This is a genomic window from Massilia atriviolacea, from assembly GCF_003953935.1.
Classification (GTDB): Bacteria; Pseudomonadota; Gammaproteobacteria; order Burkholderiales; family Burkholderiaceae_D; genus Telluria_A; species Telluria_A atriviolacea.
In genome coordinates, this window is the sequence record NZ_RXLQ01000012.1 from 153535 (window position 1) to 172560 (window position 19026).

Genomic DNA, 19026 nt, shown 5'->3' on the forward strand with positions numbered 1-19026 from the left:
GATTCGCGAAGGAAGAAATGTAAAAATGTAACGATGAAATGTGACGATGCCGTGACTGTGGCGTGCCGGTCTCAGCATGAATTTTTCAGTTGACAGCAGGCCGCGCGGCTGCCCGCGTTTTTGCCAGCCTTCGTTGGCGATCCGCACCTGCCAGGGCGCGCCGAGCGGAAAGCGCCAGGTGCTGCCGTGGGTGGTCCTGGCGACCAGGCAAGCGCCGGCCACCGCCACCTGCTGGAACGGGTTGGAAGCGGTGAAGAATCCCGCCCACGCCAGGCCCGCCTCGTTGACCACGGCGACGAATCCTTCATTGCCCATCGCGCCTTCGCCGCAGAGCGCGAACGACTCTGTTCCGGGAATCGGGACGCGGCGCTCGTCGAATGCGAGCTCGACGAACTCGTTGCCGAAGCCGAGGAAGCGGCCGATCGATGTTTCGCAGATCGGATACGCATGCTGCCGGATCTTTCCGTCCACAGCCGCACTTCTGGCAAACTGGTAGCATTCGCCTTCGAATTGAACCGCTTGTCCGGCGAACTTTGCCACCTGACGTCGCTTCAAGGACTTCGATCCCGCTGACCCTGCACTCACCGGCCGGGAGCGGAAGGCAAGCGTCCTTGCACGAGCCAGCAGCCGGATCGCGCCATTTCTCGCGCCTGAATCCGTCATCGGTCGCCGTGATTGCCTGGCCCACGCCGGCGCTGCTGTGAACACTATTCTACATGCACGAGGTCGTCCAACAAAACGATGCCGGGAATCTGGCGAAGCTGGGTTTTCAGATAGGCATGCTTGCTGAGTTTTTCTGCGTTTTTGCCGTTTTCATTGCTTAAAAAAATTAACGTGGGATGCTCCTTGAACTGCGCATACCGAGGCTCGCCGGACGGGTCATGATTATTTTCTATCGTCAGCTTATCGGCGAATAATCCGGAATACTTGAAGTACTCTCCCAGGTAACTACTTTCATGCAAAACCAATTCCACATCCAGTAGCCTGGCAAGAGTCGCCGCCAACTCGGCCCCATCCTGGCTGGTGCCGAACGTGGAATAAAAACTCTTCTTCATGAATTCATCCTCAACAGAAGCATTTTGCGGGCAGGCGCGTACTTGGCGCCTTCGCTTTTGCCGACTCCGCGTCCCTGAACACCATGGCGTTCACCTCCCTTCCGCCAGACATTCTCGATAAGCGGTCCAGCGTCGCATCGATACCGAGCGCTTTCGCTTCCGGACTGCCCATTTTGATCGGCTCCGTTCGCGTTCCCTTGGCCAGCCCCAGAGCCTCCGCTTTTTCCAGCAATTTGCTGTTCACCAAAGCCACGTCGAAATCGCTGTAACGTCCGACGTCGAACGGTACCCTGGTTTCAAAACTGACGCCCGTCACGGCACTGCCCTGCATATAGCCGATGGTGCCGGGAAACCCCGCACGCGCCAGTCCCGCTTGAGCCGCTTCGCCGAACTGCTTGAATTGTCCGAAACTCTTGAAGCCGGCGGGAACCCCCTCCAGGCCGAGCGGATCGATCCAACCGGTGGCATTCGGGCCGTAGCAGTACACATTGAATCCACCCGCCAGGCCGATGGGATCCTGCGATACATAGCGGCCAAGGTCGGGATCGTAATAGCGGAAACGATTATAGTGCAAGCCGGTCTCGGTATCGTGGTACTGGCCTTGGAACCGGATCGGCTGCAGGTGTACACCCGGCTGCTGCGCCGCATCGGCATTCGCGGCGGGCGCGTTGCCGACCAGTTCACTGCGAACGACGTTACCCCACGCCTTGTACCGTACCGCCCATGTCAGCCGGCCATCCCGGTCCGTCATTTCGCGGGGTGTTCCCAGGTGGTCCGTGTGCAAGAAGTGAACCTGAGCGCCTTCCTGCCCGGACCGGCATGCCGGATCGTGGTCGAGCTGCGCGACCGGCAAGAACGATTCCGGCGCATACACGTAGGTGCGCACATGACCGGCACGCGCTTCGCCGAGCAGCCGGTCCCCATCCCACATGAAGCGGGTCGTCCCGAAAGCATCCTGCTTGGCGATCCGGCGCCCGAACGGATCGTACGCATACCTGACCGTCTGCACGGTCGGCTCATCGCTGTGCGCATTGCGCGTCACCACCGCCTTGACCAGTTGATGCGCCGCATTCCACTCGAAGCGCATGCGCGTGTGGCGCCCGATCAGTTTCTGGCTCAGGTTGCCGTGGGCATCGTAGTCGTAGCGCTTATCCTGGAAAACGCGGACCCGGTTGCCTTCGACCCGGCCAGTCAGGTCGAGCGACGGATCGAGCAGGTTGTGCGCAGGATCGAAGGCGAAGCGCTCCTCCGACTGAGGCTGCACGGCCGCCAAGATGCGTCCGATCACGTCGTAGCGGTAGCTCGTGCGCCCGTTGCGCTGGTCATCGATGGCCAGCAGATTGCCGCTCTCGTCATAGTGGTACTGGCGCGCGACGACCGGCACCGCGCCTTCGCCCGCCTCCGCCAGGGCGGCCACCTGCGACAGCAGCCTGCCCATCGGGTCGTAGCGGAACCGGCTGGTCAGGGCGCCCTGGGTGCGGCTCAGCGGCCGGTGCGTGCGGTCGCGCTCGATATCGGTGAGCACCTCGCCATCGAGATTGATCTGGTGCAGGTGGCCGGCACCATAGAACAGGTGGTTGAGTACGCGCCCGTCCGGCAGCACCGTGCGCACCCGGTTGCCCAGCTCGTCGTACGCATGGCGCAGCACGCTCGTGGCGCCATCGCTGCGCGCTTCCTCGGCCACCAGCTGGCCCAGCGCATCATACTGCAGGGCCACCTCGGCATCGGCATTGACGGCCTGCGTCATGCGGCCCAGGTCGTCGTAGGCATAGCGCAAGCGCAGCTGTTCCGCCTGCGCCGGGCCGGTGCTGCGCGAAATGATCTTGTCGACCAGCTGGCCGGCGCCGTCGCGCAGGTAGCTGGTGTCGATGCGCGTGAACCCGGTGCGCGCGCCGCTGCCGTGCTCTTCCTTCGCCACCAGCAGGCCGCTCTCGTCGTAGCGGTAGCGCGTCAGGCGGGCGTCGAAGCCGGTTTCCTCGATCACGCGGTCCAGCACGTCGTAGGCGAAGCGGTAGGCGTCGCCATTTTCGTTGATCAATTGCTCCACGCGGCGCGCGGCATCGTAACGGTATGCCAGCACGCCGCCGCAGGCATCGATGCGCTTGAGCGGCTTGCCATCGCTGTCGAGCTCGTACTTGGTGCGCTTGCCAGCCGCATCGATGCGCGCCACCAGGCGGCCCAGCGCGTCGTATTCATAGTGCTCGGCCGCGCCATCGGCTTGCAACGCCGAACACATGCGTCCCAGCGCATCGTAGCGGTACTCGCTGATGTTGCCGTTGGCATCGGTCACACGCTGCAGCCTGCCCTCGTCGTCATACGCATAGCGCGTGGTATTGCCCGAGCAATCGGTGTAGGCGCTCAACTGCGCGGCGCGGTTGTAGGCCAGCCGCTTGACGCCGCCGGCCGCGTCGCGCACCGTCACCGGCAGGCCGTGTTCGTCGTAATGGTAGGAGGTGGTGTGTCCGAGTGCATTGGTAACGCTAAGCAAGTTGCCGCGCTCGTCATAGCGCAGCGCCGTGCTGGCGCCGAGCGCATCGGTGATCAGGGCCGGCTTGTCGCAGTGCGCGTCGTACACGATGCCGGTGCCCTTGCCTTCGCGCTCCACCCGCACCACGCGCCCGCGCCCGTCGTAGCGGTAGTGGGTGGCGCGGCCGCCGGGGTCGCGGATGGTCAGCGGCTTGCCGTTGCCGTCGAGGCGGTGCTCGGTGAGGCCGCCGGCGGCGTCGACATGGCCGATCAAGCCGCCCTGCGCGTCGAAACGGTAGCGCTGCTCGCGCCCGAGGTGATCGGTCACCACCGTCTCGCGCGCCAGGTAGCGGAACTGCCACGACAGGCCGTTGTTGGTCCAGTTGCGCACCACCTTTGCCTGCGCGCCGTCGTGCGCGTAGTCGTAGCGCGACACCAGCCCGCCCGGCTGGGAGTGCTCGACCATCAGCCCGTCGCGGTAGGCGAAGCTGCGCGTCACCTGCCCGAGGCGGTTGCGCACTTCGGCCAGGTTGCCGTCGGCATCGTAGGCATAGCTGGCCAGTACCCCGGCCTGCTCGCCCGCCTCCGGCAGCAGGGCAATCGCGTGCAGGCGCGGCGCACCGCGGTGCGCGCCGAATTCCAGCACGAAGACGCGGCCGGCGCTGTCTTCGATGCGCTGCGGCAGTTGCCGCTCGTCGTAGCCGATGACCAGCCTGTTGCCATTCGCATCGCTCAGGCCGGCCAGCCGCGCCAGGCCGCTGGCCGCCGCCGCGATCGCGAACTGGCGGCGCAGCCCGTTTTCGTCGATCAGCTCGAAACTATCCTCGCCGGTGCGCGCCAGGGTCGTATTTTCGGACGGCGAATAGCGCGACTCGCCCACCTGCGGCAGCGAAAAAGTGATGTCGCGCCGCCAGGCGTCGAGCAGCACCACCTTGCCGGCGCCGACTTGCAGGCTGTCCGACAGCGGCGTGCTCCAGCCCCTACCCATCCATCCTGCCTGGTCCAGGTCCGAGCTGTAGCTGCGCTGCCAGGCCAGCCCGAGCGCGGCGGGCAGGAAAAAGTCCAGGTCGAGCTCGCCCGCAAGGATCTTGCTGCCCGAAAGCGGATTGACCGGATGCGCCACCAGCAGGCAAGCCGGACAAGGCCGGCGCGCCTTGCCTTCGACAGCCGCCGCCGGGTTCTGCGGCGGCTTGGCCGCTTCGGCCGGCTTGACCGCTTCGGCCCCCGCCCTGGCCTTGTCCGCGCCCGCCTTGGCCGCCGATGCCGCTTCGCCTTCGGCCGCCGCAATGCGCGGCTGCAAGGCCGGATGGCCCATCAGCCTGGCCTCGTTGGCCGCCACCCAGTTGGCAAAGCCGGTGCCCAGCTTGCTGCTGCCCAGTTCCTTCATCAGCATCGACTTGCTGGCCTGGCCGCGCGACAGGTACAGCACGATGGCGGCCAGGATCGCCTTGACCAGCATCAGCTTGCCTTGCGCGAACGATTCGCTGGCCTGGCGCAGCCGGGCCGCGTACTCGGCTTTGGCGCTGTCGGGCAAGGCGCCGGCCTGCCAGGCGGTGGCGAAGCCTTCGGCCATCTTGCCGCACATGGTGGGAATGGTGTCCCCGATGTACAGCACCAGGCTGCCCAGGCCCATCCACACCAGGATCTCGGCGCCGATCTGGGCGCCCAGCGCGGCCCCGCCGATGGCGCCCGGCACCGCGCCGGCGCCGGCGGCAAACGCGCCGGCCACCCCGCCCACGGTCCCGCCCAGCACCGCGCCGCCGCCCACGTACAGCACCACTTCCTTGACCACGCTCCACAGCACGCCCCAGATCTGGGAAAAATCCAGGCCTTCGAGCTGGCTCTTGAGTAACTCCTGGAAGCGCCGTTCCGCGCCTTCGATGGCCAGCCCGACCGCGACCGTGCTGCGCACCGCCTCGACCCGCATGGCGGCGCGGCCGACCGAGTCGACCGAGTCGGCCACCCGGTGCGACCAGCGCTGCAGGCTGCGGTCGATCTCGTGGCGCACCTGGTCGCCGGCCGTGTCGTAGGCGCGCCCCAGGTCCTTGAGCGCGCGCTGGAAGTCGAAAAAGTGATTGGGGGAATCGGACGATGACATACGCGGCGAACTTTCTGGCGTCGATGCAACGCGTTAGGTTGGTGCGGATTCAAGAAACGAAGTGATGAGCCTGCTTATGATAGTATATACACAATCTTATTGGTACTCATAGTTTAGGACTCCGACAACACCGGGCAGATTGCGCCGCCGCTGGCGCGCCCCAGAAGTCCAGTCGTGGCCACACCGCGAAGCCAAGCGGTCCTGGCGCTGTTCAACGTGATCATTTCTCGCGCGAGCTTCCGATGACATTCCAACCTGCAGATAAATCCCCCCTCCTTTCCGGCCTCGCCACGCCGGTCCCGGACTCGCCCGTCGCCGCCGCCAGACTGGCCGGCGGCGTGGCCGGCATGGCCGGAGCCGATCCCACCGCCGTGGCCGTCGGCAACAGCGCGCTCGATACCGCGATGGCCCTGCAAGCCGGCGGCGGGGCGCAAGCGCTGGCCGGCGGCGCCGCCGCCATCGCCGCCCAGGCCAGTCCCGAAGCCGCCAAAGCCCTGGCGCTGGCGGGCCAGGCCAAGTCCCTGGCCGACGCGGCCGGCAATATGCCGGTCCTGCCGGCAGCGGCACCGTCGGCGCTTGCCGCCGAGCTGCCGGCGGCGCCGCTGCTCATCGCCGAGCATCCGCTGGCGGGCCAGGCGGTGAACGACTTCGCCACCCCGGAAGCGGAATTCATGCCGGCGCCGATCGACCCGTCGCGGGCGCCGGCGCCGCTGGCCGAGCCGGACGCCGCCGCGACTGGCGGCGCGCCCGGCGGCGGCGCCGCCAACTTCGTCGACGGCACCCGCCTGCTGCGTTTCTACTCGCCGCTGCAGGGCGCCAAGGCGCTGCTGATCGAATCGATGAACGGCGCCACGAGCTTGTCGGAACAATACGTCTTTCAGCTGAATCTGTTGTCGAAGAATGCATCCATCGATCTCCAGGATCTGATGGGCAAGAACGTCAGCGTCGGCATCCAGCAAGCCGACGGCAGCGAGCACTTCATCAACGGCTACGTCAATTCCTTCGGCTTTACCCATTCGGACGGCGGCTTTGCCTTTTACCACGCCGAAATCGTGCCCTGGTTCACCTACCTGAAGCGCCGGGTCAACTCGCGCATATTCCAGGACGACACCGTGCTGGGCGTGCTCGACAAGATTTTCAAGGGCGACTACAGCGGCCTGGCCACCTACGAATTCCGCACCAGCGGCGCCTACAAGCCGGAAAACTACATCGTCCAGTACGATGAGACCGACGAGCATTTCACCAGCCGGCTGATGGAAAAGTACGGCCTGTTCTACTACTTCGAGCACAGCGCCTCGGGCCACGTGATGGTCATCAGCGACGATTCCTGCAACGCCGGCTTCTGCCCGCCGCAGGAAGCGCACGCGCAGGTCGCCTTCAACGGCGGCAACCGCACCCAGGACAAGGACAGCGTGACCGCCTTCACCGCCGAACGCATGCTGCAATCGACCAAGCTGGCCCTGAACACCTTCGACTTCAAGGCGCCCAACAGCATCCAGTACGTGGAGCAGCCGACCGTGGCGGTGCAGGGCGACGTGCCGTCGATGGAAATCTACGACGGCAATCCCGCCTTCGCCTACAAGAACAAGGCCGACGGCAAGCGCGAAGCGCGCCAGCGCATGGAAGTGCTGGAGTGGCAGGCCAAGATCTTCCACGGCGCTTCCGACTGCCGCGGCCTGATCGCCGGCCACAGCTTCAAGCTGCTGGAACACCACTGGTTCGACGCCGCCGACGGCACCGACAACGATTTCCTGGTGCTGTCGGTGCAATACAACGCCCGCAACAACTACTTCCAGCGCGGCATGAGCGACGTCTACCGGAATACCTTCAGCGCGATCCGGCGCAAGATTCCCTACCGTCCAAGGCGCGCGCACCGGGCGCCGCAGATGCCGGGACCGCAGACGGCCACCGTGGTCGGGCCGAAAGGCACCGAGATCCACACCGACGAGTTCGGCCGCATCAAGGTCCAGTTCCACTGGGACCGCTACGGCCGCCGCGACGAGCGCAGTTCGTGCTGGATCCGCGTCTCGCAGCCGTGGGCCGGCCAGGGCTGGGGCACGATTTCGATTCCGCGCATCGGCCAGGAAGTGATCATCGATTACCTCGAAGGCGATCCGGACCGCCCGGTGTGCACCGGGCGCCTGTTCAACGCCGACCAGCCGGTGCCCTATGCGCTGCCGGACGCGGCCCACATGATGGGCTTCAAGAGCCGCTCGACGCCGGGCGGCGGCGGCTTTTCCGAGATGGTGATCCACGACTCCAAGGGCAAGGAGCTGATCAACATCCATTCGCAGAAGGACATGGTCACCACGGTGCAGAACAACCAGGACAACATCGTCCACGGGCCGCACCAGACCAACACGGTGAGCACGGGCTTCCACGTCACCACCGTCAAGCAGCACATCGAAACCACCTCGGAAACGGCGCATATCCACGATACGGCCAAGACCAATATCGAACTGACGGCCGAGACGGCGCACATCTACCAGACCGCCAAGACCGACATCGAGGCCAAGGCGCAGAGCGGCCATGTGCTGGTGACGGCCAGTACCGACATCACCTTCCAGGTGGGCGCGAGCAAGATCGTGATGAAGGCCGACGGCACCATCCTGATCGAGGGCGTGCATGTGGATATCGTGGGCAGCAGCAGGATCGACCTGAACAAGTAAACACATGGGTTGGGGACAAGCGAGCGCCGCCTGCGAGGGCCGCGCTCGCTTTCCTGCGCCCGCGCTGCGGCATGCGGCATGCATCATTTGCGCAACAGCAAAAGCCTTGCCGTAAATGCAAATGAGATTGATTAACGTTTACGCACTTGTGAGATTTGGCTATAATCCGGCATATCTACATGAGGAGTTAATCTTGAAGCAATCGCAACAGCCAAAAAGTCTTCGTAGCAAGAGCGACATGACGTTCAATACGATGAAGAAAACCAGTATTGCCATGGGCATTTCCAGTGCCTTGCTGATGATGCCGTTTGCCGCCCACGCCCAAACCGCAGCGGCCGCGCCGTCCGAAAAAGACAGCAAGACCCTGCCGGACGTCGTCGTCTACGGCAAATACCTCGATCCGAACCCGAACGCCGAAGTCGGCGTGCCGTACAAGGCCAAGACCTCGGGCGATTCGCGCCACACCCGTCCGCTGGCCGAAACGCCGCAGACCATCTCGGTGATCACCAAGGCCGCGATCGACGATTCGGGCATGACCGAACTGAAACAGATCCTCAGCGCCCAGCCGGGCATCACCCTCGGCACCGGCGAAAACGGCAATGCCTTCGGCGACCGCTACATCATCCGCGGCCAGGAAGCGCGCAGCGACGTCTTCGTCGACGGCTTGCGCGACCCGGGCATGACCACCCGCGAAAGCTTCGCCATCGAGCAGCTGGAAATCTCCAAAGGCCCGAACTCGAGCTTCGCCGGCCGCGGCACCGCCGGCGGCGCGATCAACGCGATCACCAAGCAGGCAACCCTGGACAAGGACTTCCAGCGCGTCACCGTGGGCGTGGGCACCGACAGCCACAAGCGCGTCACCGCCGACTTCAACAAAGGCTTCGGCGACAACTTCGCCCTGCGCGCCAACGTCCTGTACGGCGACGAAGACGTGCCTGACCGCAAGCCATCGAGCCGTACCCGCAAGGGCGTCGCGGTATCGGGCCTGTGGGAAGTCAATAAAGACCTGTCGGTCACGCTCGACTACTACGGCCTGCGCACCGACGACAAGCTGCCCGACCTCGGCCACTTCCTGGTCGGCACCGTGCCGAACCGCATTCCGGCCACCAACGTGCCTGTCTACGCCCAGTCGAACGACTTCCTGAGCTCGGACGTGGACACCATGACTGCGCGCGTCAACTGGAAACTGGCGCCCGACCTGACCCTGACCAGCCTGACCCGCTACGGCCAGTCGAACAATGCCTACGTCACCACCGGCGCCTCGAGCGGCACCCGTTATGTCGGCGACACCGTCGACACCACCAAATCGTTCGTCAGCGCAGCGCTGGACGGCGGCCACACCGGCTGGCAGGATGTGGAGTACTTCGCGCACCAGAGCAATCTGCGCTGGGACAAGCAGATCATGGGCATGAAGCACGAATTCATCTTCGGCGCCGAATACACCGACCACCAGGTCGTCTCGGGCAACTTCACCGTCGCCAACAGCGGCGCCTTCAACTGCCGCAGCGCGGCCGCCGTCGGCCCGAACAATGCGCGCTGCTTCACCGACGCCAATGGCGTGCCGGTGGCCGACCTGACCAAGCTGGCAGGCCGCAGCAGCACCCGCAACAGCTGGAACCAGGACTGGCAAGTCAAGACCTTCTCGCTGACCGCGATGGACACGGTCGACCTGACCGACCGCGTGACCGCGTTTGCCGGCATCCGCGCCGACCGCTTCGACCTGTCGCTGGCGCGCCGCACCCCGGCCACCAACCTGATCACCGGCGAATACAGCTACACCGACACCCTGGTCAACGGCCACGCCGGCGTCAGCTTCAAGGTGATGCCGAAACTGATCGTCTACGGCAGCGCAGCGAGCTCGCAGGACATCAACGGCGGCGAAGCCGATTCGGGCACCAACAGCGGCTACGGCGGCGCCGTGCTGTACCAGAACAAGATCGCCGGCGCCAAGCCGGAAACCTCGATCAACCTGGAACTGGGCACCAAGTGGAACCTGCTTGACGACAAACTGCTGGCGACCGCCGCCCTGTTCCAGACCAAGAAGAAGGACGTGATGGAAGGCGCCAACTACGACACCATCGGCACCTTCAACACCGGCAAGAACAAGGTGCAGGGGATCGAATTCGGCCTGACCGGCAACATCACCGAAGCCCTGTCGGCCCAGGTCGGCGCTGCCATCATGAAGTCGAAGGTCACGGGGTCGTTCACGCCGGTGGGCATCGGCCGCGAACTGGCCAACTTCGCCGAAAAGTCGTTCTCGGCCCAGGCCAAGTACCAGCTGACCGACGCCTTCTCGTTCGGCGCCGCGGCCCGCTACGAGAGCAACCGTTGCGGCGGCCAGCCCGACACCGCCGCCATCTACACCGCCAGCGGCCAGTGCGCGCAGCCGGTGCCGTCCTTCACCGTGTACGACGCGTTTGCCGCCTACCGCTTCTCGAAGAAGCTGGACCTGCGCCTGAACGTGCTCAACGTCGGCAACAAGGACTACTTCACCGCCGTGTACCGCTCGGGCGCCTTCCTGTACAAGGGTGACGCCCGCGCCGTTCGCGTCGCGCTGAACTACGAACTGTAACAAAGCCGGTACGTGGCGCTTCCAGTCTCTTGGGCGCCACGCAAGTTCGCTACAATGCCGGGTACCCCCCGGCATTTTTCATTTTATGATGACCACACCTCTCCCCGGCGCCCAGCCGCCTCTTGGCAAGATCCCCGCCGACATCGGCTGCGCCGCCGATTATGAAGTGCTGGCGCAGCGCTTCATGGCGCCGCCCAGCTTCGACTACGTGGCCGGCGGCAGCGGGCGCGACCTGACCGTGGCCGCCAACCTGGCCGCTTTCGCGCGCTGGGACATCTACCCGCGCCTGCTGGCGGACGTCGGCGCCGGCCACACCAGGGTCACCGTGGCCGGGCAAACGTTCGCCCATCCGGTGTTCCTGGCGCCGGTGGCGTTCCAGAACCTGGCGCACGGCGCCGGCGAGCTGCAAAGCGCGCGCGCCGCGCACGCGGTCGACAGTTGCCTGGTCAGCAGCACGCTCTCGTCCTGCACCCTGGAAGACGTGGCGCGCGGCGCCGGTCCGCAGCGCTGGTTCCAGCTGTATTTCCAGCAACGGCGCGAAGACACGCTAGACCTCCTGACGCGCGCCGCGCAGGCCGGCTACACGGCGATCGTGGTCACGCTCGACGCCCCGATCCAGGTCCCCAGCAACCGCGCCCTGCGCGCCGGCTTTCGCATGCCGGCCGACTGCGTGGCGGCCAACCTGCGCGGCTACGCGGCCGTCGCCACGCCCGCGCTGGCGCCCGACCAGAGCCGCATCTTCCAGGGCATCATGAGCGCCGCCCCAAGCTGGGACGACCTGCGCTGGCTGCTAGCCCAGACCAGCTTGCCGGTGCTGGTCAAGGGCGTGCTGCACCCCGACGACGCCGTCGCCCTGCGCGCCAGCGGCGTGGCCGGGCTGGTGGTGTCCAACCATGGCGGGCGCACCCTGGACGGCGCGCCGGCCAGCCTGGACGCGCTGCCAGCCATCCGCGCCGCCCTCGGGCCGGGCTTCCCGCTCCTGTTCGATGGCGGCATCCGCTCCGGCGCCGACGTGTTCAAGGCGCTGGCACTGGGCGCCGACGCGGTGCTGGTCGGGCGCCTGCAGATGTACGCGCTCAGCGTGGCCGGCGCGCTCGGCGTGGCGCACATGCTCAAGCTGCTGCGCGAGGAACTCGAAGTGTGCATGGCGCTGGCCGGCTGCGCCAGCGTGGCCGAGATCGGCCCCGGCACCCTGCTGCGGCGCCCGGAGGCGCCATGCTGACCGTCCTCGACGCGATCCTGAGCAAGGATGAAGTACGGCAGTTTCGCGCCTACCTGGACCGGGCCGACTGGCAGGATGGCGCGGCCACGGCCGGCACCCTGGCGCGCTCGGCCAAGCAAAACGCCCAGATCGACGATGGCGCGGAAGTGGCGGTCAGCCTGGGCAAGCACATCCTGCGCACCCTGGGCAATACGCCGCTGTTCATCGCCGCCGCCCTGCCGCGCAAGATCTATCCGCCAAAATTTAATCGCTACAGTGTCGGCGAAACCTATGGCACGCACGTTGATAGTGCGGTGATGCAGATTCCCGGCACACATCTGAGCCTGCGCAGCGACCTGGCCGCCACCCTGTTCCTGGCCGAGCCGGAGGAGTACGACGGCGGCGAGCTCGAAATCGACACCGAATTCGGCGTCCAGACCGTTAAACTGGGCGCCGGCGACATGGTGCTGTATCCGGCCTCGAGCCTGCACCGGGTAACGCCGGTCACGCGCGGGGCGCGGGTCGCCTCGTTTTTCTGGATAGAAAGCCTGGTCGGCGACGAGGCCGAGCGCACCCTGCTGTTCGACCTGGACCAGGCGATCCAGAACCTGACGCCCGGGCTGGCGGCGGACGACCGCAACCTGCTCAAGCTGACCGGGATATACCACAACCTGCTGCGCCGCTGGGCAGCGACCTGATTTTTGATTCGGATTTTTTCATTCACAAGGAAATAATATGACCTCGACCTTCGCCAAACTGGCACCGCTCGTCCTCGTCTTCGCCGTCAACGGCGCCTGGGCCCACGGCGACGTGAAATGCACCACCCGCCCGAAAGCGGAGTGGAAGCCGCACACCGAACTGCACGAAAAACTGACCAAGGAAGGCTGGGTGATCCGCCGCATGGAAGCGACCCCGAGCTGCTACGAGGTGTATGCCAAGGACCCGCAAGGCAAGCGCATCGAAGCCTTTTTCGACCCGGTGACCTTTGCCCGCGTCGAAGAGAAGTGATCCGCGCCAGCCCCGGAAAACAATCTGGGACTGGCCGGTGCGCCTGCTGCACTGGTCGCTGGTCGCGAGCATCGTCGCGGCCTGGGTGAGCAGCGAGCAGACCGGGGTGGCGCACGAAAACATCGGCTACGCCTCGGCCGCCATCGTGGCCGCGCGCCTGCTGTGGGGCTTCGCAGGCAACCGCTACGCCCGCTTTTCCCATTTCGTGCGCGGGCCCGGCACCACCGTCGCCTACCTGCGCGCGGTGGCCCGGGGCCGCGCCGCGCGCCACCTGGGCCACAATCCGCTCGGCGGCGCGATGGTGCTCGCCCTGCTCGCCTGCGTGGGCCTGCTGGCCGTGAGCGGCTGGGCCCTGGGCACCGAGCTGCTGTGGGGCTATGCCTGGCCGGTGCGGCTGCATGCGGCCATTGCCTGGACCCTGGTGGGACTGGTGGCGCTGCATGTGTCGGGCGTGGTGTTTACCAGTTGGCAGCATCGTGAAAACCTGGTGCTTGCCATGATTACCGGCAAGAAAAAGCCTCCTGTCCAAGGCGACCAGGATTGATGTCGATCGAACCGGTCACGCTGCTAAGCCTGATGCGTGGCGCCGACGGCCTGTCCGCATGGGTCGCCGACGCTGCCGACAAGGCCGATCCACCGGCGCTGCGCCGCATGGCGCTGGCCGACCTGCCGGCGGGCCTCTGTCCGCAGCGCGACGCCTTGCTGGCCGACTGGCGCCAGGTGTGCGCCGCGCGCGAGCTCGACGCCGCATGGCCGGCCCTGTGGCGCGTGTTCTGGGCCACGCTGTCGGAGAGCGGCGAAGCGGCCGCGCCGATGCCGCGGCGGGTCACACCCGCGCCGGCGCCAAAGGCCAGCGCCGCCCATCCGCGCGCGTTTCGCGGCACCAAATTCCAGCCGCCGAAAGCGGCCGCGCCGGTGCTCGACCTGGCCGCCTGGCTGGCCGACGACCGCCTGTTCGACGGCTTGCTGGCGCGCCATGACCACGCGCGCCTGCCGTTGCGCGGCGCCGACGGCGCAGCGCTCGCGCATGGCGCCGATGCGGACCGCGTGCCGACAGTGGCCGGCCTGCTGGCGCAGGGCCAGTGGCCGGCGCTTCCCGACGCCTTCCGGCGTGCCTTTTTGTGGTCGCTGCGCACGCGTCCCGTGGACGACCTGCTGGCCTGGCTGCAGCTCTGGCGTGGCCTCGGCAGCGCGCCGCAAGGGCCTGCGCTGGCGCTGCCCGCGACCTTGTGCGCACTGGCCCCGGGGGCGCATGCCTGGGCCGCGCTGGCGCTCACGCTGGCGCCGTCGCGCCGCACGATCCTGTTGACGGCGCTACTGAAACAGCGCGCCTACCTGCTGGCGCCCGGCGCTTTGAACCGGCAGCAGCTGGCCGAGATCGACGCTCTCGATGCGGACGACGATCGCTTCAGCGCCTACATCAACGCCGTGCTGGACAACCTGCAGCGCAAGGTCGGCGTGGCGTATACGCTGACAGCTTGCGTACTGGCCAGCCGGCAGAAAGACGGTTATCGAACCAGCGGATTGGCATCCGAACTGAGGGCATGCAAGGAAGGCGCGGATCTCCCCCTGGACGATGTCGCCCGCATGCGCGCCGCCCTGGGCGCCAAGCACGAACACTGGGAGTCGATCGTCTGGCGTAAATGCGCACAGGTGCCCGGACTGCCGCACATCCTGCGCGAGACCTGCTGGGAAAAGCTCAGCGCGGACGTGGCCGACACATGGCTGTCGATCTTCACCGGCACGGTGTGGTACGACGACGACCACAAAGAGACAGAAAAACAGAATGACACGCGCTGGCGCGGCCATCTGGCGGCTTTCCCGGCGTGGCACGCTGGCCTGATCTCCTTGTCGGGAGCATGGCAGGAAAAATATGCGCGCATGGCGCGCGACTACGCCGGCAGCTGGGACGATGGCGAGACCCTGCGCGATAGCATGGCCTGCCTGGCGCCCTTGCAGCGGCGGCTGTGCAGAGCGCCGTTTTCAGCAGATATCGACATTGGGCATCCGCTTTCCAGCCTGGCCGAATCCTTGCCGCCGCAGGGCTGGCAGCAACTGGCCGCCGCCGGCGAGCGCACCTGGCTGACGGTGGAACGGGCCTGCCGGCGCGACGACCACGCCGGGCTGATCGGACGCGGGCTGGCCGGCCTCGCGCAATGCTGGCCGGCGTTCACCATGCGCAGCTTCGACGCGGCGCCGGCGGGCCTGATGCGCGTGGCGCGGCTGCTCGGCTGCATGGCCTGGCAACGGCGCAGCCAATTCCTGTCGCAGACCGCGCATGCGCCATGGTTTGCCACGCGCTGGACCGACCTGGCGCCCTACGATGCATGCCGCACGCTGTACCGGCTGTGCACCGGCTGCGGCGTGCAAAGCCCGCTGCCGCGCCGCCTGCGCGAGCATATCGAAGGGAGCACGGTCCTGAGCGAGGCGCAAATCGCGCGCCACTGCCGCCTGGCCATGTCGCGTTTGCCGCACACCTTGCTGGCGGCGCTGGAACAGGCTGTCCTGCGCAGTATCGACCAGCCGTTCAAACTGCACGATCGCTCGGGCGCGGCCAGCCACGCGGTGCGCCTGGCCGCAGGGATCGACACCAACCGCAAGGGATTGCGGCGCTTCCTGCGCGAGCATGGCGAGGGCCGCGCTTGCGCCTACCTCGATCATCCGCTCAACCGCGCCTGGTTCGCGCGCCATCCGCGCATCGATGCGGCGGCGTGGCAAGGCAGCACACTGCGCATGGACGTCGACGGCCTCGATGGCGTCCGGCTGACCGTGGCGAACGACCCGCTCGACATCCTGATGCTGGGTACCCATGTCGGCAGCTGCCTCGGCCTGGGCGGTTCGTGCGACTACTCCGCCGTGGCCTGCCTGCTCGATGCGAACAAACAGGTAGTGTATGCGCGCGATGCCGCCGGCCGGGTACTGGCGCGCCAGTTGCTGGCGATCGACGAACGCGAACGCCTGGTCTGCTTTTCGGTTTATCCGATCAACGCCGGCGTCCCGCTGCTGCGCGCCTTTCATGCCTTCGGCGAAGCCATGGCCGCGTCCCTCGGAATCGATATCTATCGCCACGATGACGACGATGGCTACGAGGTCGCCATCGTCCTGGCCGAATACTGGTGGGACGACGGCGTGTGGCAGGACAGGGACAGCTACGCCCCTGCCCCCCCTGCCCTCGCGAGCTGACGCCGCATCAGCGCTTGCAGCTCGCCACCGGGGTCGGCGTCACCACGAAGGAATAGTGCGAGCCGTACTCGCCATGGATCGGCTGGGTGCCGGAGGCGCCCGCGTTCGGCCCGATGATGTAGGTATTCGCCTTGGCGATGCCGCCATCGGCATACGCCGCGATGTCGGTGGTGGCGTTACCATAGGCGCGCACGATGTTCAGGCCCACCACATTGCGCAGATGGCGCACGTAATCGGTCTTGAACTTTTGCGTATCGGGCGGAATCGGGCCGTCGCCGTACGGATTCGAATGATAGTGCCAGCGTCCGACCTTCTGGATGTCGAGCCATTCCAGGCCAGCCTTGGTGACCCAGTACGGACGCGCCGTCAAAAAGATCACCTGGTAGCCCTTCTCGCGGTAGGCGTTGACCACCTGCGGCGCGTAGTAATACGCGGTGGCGGTCTTGACGCCGACGTAATCGGCATAGGCTTCGAAGTCGTTGATGGTGAGGGTGCCGTCGATATCGAACAGCACCGCGTCGCGCCCCGGATCGACCACGCTCAGGTAACCGGTGGTGCTGCTCAGATCGCCCTCCACGACGAAGCGCACCACGTAGTCGCCGACCGGGCGCACGCCGAGCGGCACGTTGACCTTGCCGTCGCTGTCGGTCACGTAATTGCCCACATACTGCCAGCCGCTCATGCCGGTGCCGTACAGGTAGGCGTGCACGCGTTCGCCTTCCAGGTCCTTGTGCAGCACGGCGTCGTAATCGAACTTGCCGCTCATCGTGGCCGCAGTGCCGGCCTTGACGATGGTGTCGTGCGCCATGTGCCAGGGCTTGTACAGGCCGGCCAGGATGGTGTTGCCGAATTTTGCAAACGTTTTCTTCGCAGGCCCGGAAAAGGCCGGCGGATTGGCGGCGGTGGTGTAGTCGGGACAGGCGGCGACGGCGGGCAGGGTGGAACAGGCACAGGCAATCGCAAGACAGCGCGCAACGGTTTTCAGCATGGAGGTCTCCGCAGGATAGTTGGAATAATCAGATGACAAGGGCACAATCTTTACGATTGTGACCTGTCAACATTACCCTGCCGTGACAATTTCTAAAATGACATTACAAACTTTTCTGCACCGATATTCAAAAAACAAGGCCGAGTGTTGTATGGACGCACACATCGGCCGCTGCGCTCCGTGTGCGTTCCATGCGCCTCAGCGCCGGCAAGCCGCTTGCGGCGTCGGCGCCACCACGGCGGCGTAGTGCGCGCCGTAGTCGCCGCGGACCGGATTGGTTCCGCCGACGCCGGCATGGGTGCCGATGATGTAGGTCTCGGCCTTGGGCAGTCCGGCGTCTTCGTAGGCGCCGATGTCGGTGGTGGCGTTGCCGTAGGCGCGCACGATGTTCAGGCCGACCACCTCGCGCAGATGGCGCACGTAATCGCCCTTGAAGCGCTGGATATCGGGCGGCACCGGGCCGGCGCCGTAGGGATTGCTGTGGTAGTGCCAGGGGCCGATTTTCTGCAGACCCAGCCATTCGCGTCCATCCCTGGTGACCCAGTAGGGCCGCGCGGTCAGGAAGATCAGCTGGTAACCCTTGTCGCGGTAGGCCTTGACCATCTGCGGCCCGAAGGCATACGGCGTGGCCGTGCGCACGCCCACGTAGTCGGCGTAGGCTTCGAAGTCGCTGACGGTGAGGGTGCCGTCGATATCGAACAGCACCGTGTCGCGCCCCGGGTCGACCACGCTGAGGTAGCCGTCGGTCGTGCTCAGGTCGCCTTCGACCACGAAACGCACCACGTACTCGCCCACCGGCCGCACGCCCAGCGGCACCTCGACCTTGCCGTCGCCATCGGTCAGGTACTGGCCCGCGTACTGCCAGCCGTCCATGCCGGTCCCGTACACATAGGCGTGGACGCGCTCGTTTTCCAGGTCGCGGTGCAGCGCCGCGTCGTAATCGAACTTGGCAGTCATGCTGGCCGGCGTGCCCGCCTTGACGATGGCGTCGTGCGCCATGTGCCAGGGCGCGTACAGGCCGGCCGCGAGCGTGTTGCGGGAGCTGGCGAAGGACTTCTTCAGCGGCCCGGCCAGCGCCGGCGGATTGGCGGCGCTGGTGTAGTCGGGACAGGCGGCAAGGGCGGGCAAGGCGCTGACGGCACAGGCAATCGCCAGGCAGCGCGCGAGGGGAGTCGGCATGCGGGTTTCCTCTGGATGGACAGCGTAATGAGATGGCGTCGACGCCACACTGTGCGATTGTAACCCGTCAACTTTCGCGGGCCGCGGGGATCGATGCAGGCGCACCGAGCGGCAGCCGGAGCAAGCCGCTGCTTGAGCGGACACAACTGTCGAACGGGGACCGGCTTGTAATCTGGCCGGACAGGCGCAGTGGCGCCTGCGTCGCAATCCATTAGGGGTAATCATGGCTATCAGAAACGATCTCAACGGTCTGCGGATGCAGCTGCCCGGCGCACCGGAAGTCTACCTTATCGACCAGGGCCGCAAGCGGCACATTCCCGACCCGCTCACGTACAACAACCTGTTCCGCACCTGGAACGGCATCGTGCAGGACCCGCACCTGAACAATATCGATACCGGGACCCCGCTCAGCCACGGCGCCGTGCTGGCCCAGGCCCAGGGCGATGCGGCGGTGTACCTGATCGACAACGGCGTCAAGCGCCACATCGCCTCGCCGGCGACGATGGACCGCTACCATTTTGACTGGAACAAGATCGAGCACGTGGCGCCGATCCTGGTGCGCTCGATCCAGAACGGGCCGACGATTGCCTGGCCGTAGCGCCTGTTG

General features: G+C 66.1%; 13 protein-coding genes. 9 read left to right on the forward strand and 4 right to left on the reverse strand.

All coding sequences use genetic code 11. The features are described 5' to 3' along the window. Positions 1-186: 186 nt before the first annotated feature. Entirely contained in the window at positions 187-573 is a 387-nt protein-coding gene (locus tag EJB06_RS21800) for a hypothetical protein (protein WP_126076119.1), read from the forward strand. Positions 574-707: 134 nt separating this feature from the next. Here the strand turns inward: EJB06_RS21800 and EJB06_RS21805 are convergent, their stop codons facing one another. Beyond that, positions 708-1055, reverse strand: coding sequence for a hypothetical protein (locus EJB06_RS21805; RefSeq protein WP_126076120.1), 348 nt, complete (start codon positions 1053-1055; stop codon positions 708-710). A gap of 10 nt (positions 1056-1065) precedes the next feature. Further along, entirely contained in the window at positions 1066-5619 is a 4554-nt protein-coding gene (locus tag EJB06_RS21810; protein WP_126076121.1) for an RHS repeat domain-containing protein, read from the reverse strand. A gap of 242 nt (positions 5620-5861) precedes the next feature. Here EJB06_RS21810 and EJB06_RS21815 point away from each other — a divergent pair, with 242 nt between their 5' ends. From EJB06_RS21815 to EJB06_RS21845, 7 genes are all read left to right on the forward strand, one after another. Next, entirely contained in the window at positions 5862-8288 is a 2427-nt protein-coding gene (locus EJB06_RS21815) for a type VI secretion system Vgr family protein (RefSeq protein ID WP_126076122.1), read from the forward strand. A 238-nt stretch (positions 8289-8526) separates the two neighbouring features. Beyond that, entirely contained in the window at positions 8527-10860 is a 2334-nt protein-coding gene (locus EJB06_RS21820) for a TonB-dependent receptor (RefSeq protein ID WP_229427209.1), read from the forward strand. A gap of 88 nt (positions 10861-10948) precedes the next feature. Continuing rightward, positions 10949-12082 (forward strand): alpha-hydroxy acid oxidase, encoded by a 1134-nt coding sequence (locus tag EJB06_RS21825; protein WP_126076123.1) that lies wholly within the window; start codon positions 10949-10951, stop codon positions 12080-12082. Further along, positions 12076-12759 carry a Fe2+-dependent dioxygenase gene (locus tag EJB06_RS21830; protein WP_126076124.1) on the forward strand — a complete coding sequence of 228 codons (684 nt, stop codon included), beginning with the start codon at positions 12076-12078 and terminating at the stop codon, positions 12757-12759. The genes EJB06_RS21825 and EJB06_RS21830 overlap by 7 nt, the downstream gene beginning before the upstream one ends. Before the next feature lie 37 nt (positions 12760-12796). Next, on the forward strand, positions 12797-13069 hold the full coding sequence (locus tag EJB06_RS21835; protein ID WP_126076125.1) for a PepSY domain-containing protein: 273 nt from the start codon (positions 12797-12799) through the stop codon (positions 13067-13069). Between the two features lie 37 nt (positions 13070-13106). After that, complete coding sequence (locus EJB06_RS21840) at positions 13107-13613, forward strand: cytochrome b/b6 domain-containing protein (protein WP_229427210.1); 507 nt, start codon at positions 13107-13109, stop codon at positions 13611-13613. After that, positions 13613-16252, forward strand: coding sequence for a hypothetical protein (locus EJB06_RS21845; protein ID WP_126076126.1), 2640 nt, complete (start codon positions 13613-13615; stop codon positions 16250-16252). The genes EJB06_RS21840 and EJB06_RS21845 overlap by 1 nt, the downstream gene beginning before the upstream one ends. A gap of 7 nt (positions 16253-16259) precedes the next feature. On the opposite strand, the gene EJB06_RS21850 is transcribed toward EJB06_RS21845, so the two are convergent. Next, positions 16260-17240, reverse strand: coding sequence for a lipin/Ned1/Smp2 family protein (locus EJB06_RS21850; protein ID WP_198420887.1), 981 nt, complete (start codon positions 17238-17240; stop codon positions 16260-16262). Between the two features lie 198 nt (positions 17241-17438). Then, positions 17439-18419, reverse strand: coding sequence for a lipin/Ned1/Smp2 family protein (locus EJB06_RS21855; RefSeq protein ID WP_198420888.1), 981 nt, complete (start codon positions 18417-18419; stop codon positions 17439-17441). A 223-nt stretch (positions 18420-18642) separates the two neighbouring features. Between EJB06_RS21855 and EJB06_RS21860 the strand changes: the two genes are divergently transcribed. Then, complete coding sequence (locus EJB06_RS21860) at positions 18643-19017, forward strand: hypothetical protein (protein ID WP_126076127.1); 375 nt, start codon at positions 18643-18645, stop codon at positions 19015-19017. Positions 19018-19026: the final 9 nt, after the last annotated feature.